Annotated in this window: 1 protein-coding gene and 1 pseudogene; one reads left to right on the top strand and one right to left on the bottom strand. The window is 58.2% G+C overall.

The window, feature by feature from the left end; translation table 11 throughout:
• Nucleotides 1-809: pseudogene (locus NW835_RS05195) on the bottom strand (glycine dehydrogenase (aminomethyl-transferring)); the annotation flags it as partial.
• A 214-nt stretch (nucleotides 810-1,023) separates the two neighbouring features.
• On the opposite strand from NW835_RS05195, the gene psbU reads away from it, so the two are divergent.
• Nucleotides 1,024-1,386 carry a photosystem II complex extrinsic protein PsbU gene (psbU, locus tag NW835_RS05190; protein WP_414366594.1) on the top strand — a complete coding sequence of 121 codons (363 nt, stop codon included), beginning with the start codon at nucleotides 1,024-1,026 and terminating at the stop codon, nucleotides 1,384-1,386.
• The last annotated feature ends 259 nt before the right edge of the window (nucleotides 1,387-1,645 follow it).

Genomic DNA, 1,645 nt, shown 5'->3' with positions numbered 1-1,645 from the left:
AAGTCAGCAGCTACGGCCGCCACCATCCCTCTTTGGTGAGCCTGCTCCACCAGCTTGCGGTAATCCCGGATCTCTCCATAGGTGTTGGGATACTGCAAGAGCACGCCAAAGCCGTTCTCCAGCTCTAACTGCAAAGGATCCGCCACACGCACCTGGATCCCCAAGGGCTCTGCCCGCGTCTGCACGACGGCAATGGTCTGGGGATGGCAGCCGCGATCCACCCAGAAGACCTGGGATCCCTTGCCTGCCAGGGCATAGGCCAGGCTCATAGCCTCAGCGGCAGCAGTGGCTTCGTCCAGCAGGGAGGCATTGGCGATCTCCATGCCTGTTAGATCGATCACCATCGTCTGGAAATTGAGCAGGGCCTCTAGCCGCCCCTGGGCGATCTCCGCCTGGTAGGGGGTGTACTGGGTGTACCAGCCGGGGTTCTCCAGAATGTTGCGCTGGATCACCGGCGGCGTCAGGCAGTTGGAATAGCCCATGCCCAAAAAGGAGCGCCACACCTGGTTCTGGGCCGCCATTGCCCTCAGTTCTGCCAACACTTGCTGCTCACTGCTGGGGGATCCCAGGTGCAGGGGTCGGCTGCTGCGAATCGCCGCCGGCACCGCCTTATCCACTAATTCCCGTAGAGAGCTCAGCCCCAAGGCCTGCAACATCTGACGGATTTGCTGGGCGTCTGGCCCGATGTGCCGCCAGACGAAGAGTTCTCTCTGCTCTAGCAGCTCCAGCTCTGGATCGGCGGCAGAGAGGGGTTGAGACGTCTCCCGGCCAGAGGGGCTGAGGGGATGGAGGATGGTGGAGTCGGACATGGGGCAAAACAAAAGCGATGAGCAGTTGGTCAGCTGCCAAAAGGCTATTCCCCGATCATAGTTGTTAAAAATTATTTCTGACGGGATCCAAATCTGAATCTGGGTCTCGATTCGGGGTAGCGGGGATGAGACACTGAATGGTCGGAGAATGTTAGCGACCTATCCCCTGAGCGTTGTCATGACTGCTTTCAACCTTGTCTGCAAAGGTGGTGCTATGCGTCGGCTGTTGTCTGCTTTGGTGTCTATCCTGTTGATGCTCTGTCTGTGCTTGGCCCCCTTGGGGATCCCGGCCGTGGCGGCAGAGCTTCCGCCGGTGAAACATCTTGACACTCCCATCGATGTGAACAACACCATCCTGCGCAACTACCGCCAGTTGCCTGGCTTCTATCCCACCCTGGCCCGTATTCTGGTGAAAAATGCTCCCTACAACAGCCTGGAGGACATGCTGCGGATCCCAGAATTGACGGAGCAGCAGAAGGCCCTGATCAAGGCGAACGCGGAGAACTTCGTGTTTGGGGAGTACCAAGAGGGGGCCAACCAACTGGAAAATCGGATCAACCAGGGGTACTACGGCTGATCCTGGCAGAGTCTGCAGAAGAGAAGGCTTTCTGCTTCTGTGCAACTCTCAAGAGGGAAGGGATCCTGCGGCCCGCAAACTGGATTAGAGGTTGGTGGTTGGCTTGCCAACTGCAGGATTACCCAAAGCCTGCTCCGTACTACTCGGCGGTTGGAGTCGGGTAGTTTACTCTCTATCCCTCGTCGCCAGAGCACCCCTCAGGTTTTGATGGCCTTAACGTAAGGTGCGGAATTCCCCACCGTATAGACGGTGGGGATGG

The organism is Synechococcus sp. OH2, from assembly GCF_047462155.1.
Taxonomy (GTDB): Bacteria; Cyanobacteriota; Cyanobacteriia; order Thermostichales; family Thermostichaceae; genus Thermostichus.
The sequence above is the reverse complement of the archived record's forward strand: the minus strand, read 5'-3'. Positions and strand labels throughout refer to the sequence as shown.

Bases quoted from the DNA above. Each gene is read 5' to 3' on its own strand.
- psbU (WP_414366594.1), top strand. From the start codon at position 1,024: ATGCGTCGGCTGTTGTCTGCTTTGGTGTCTATCCTGTTGATGCTCTGT.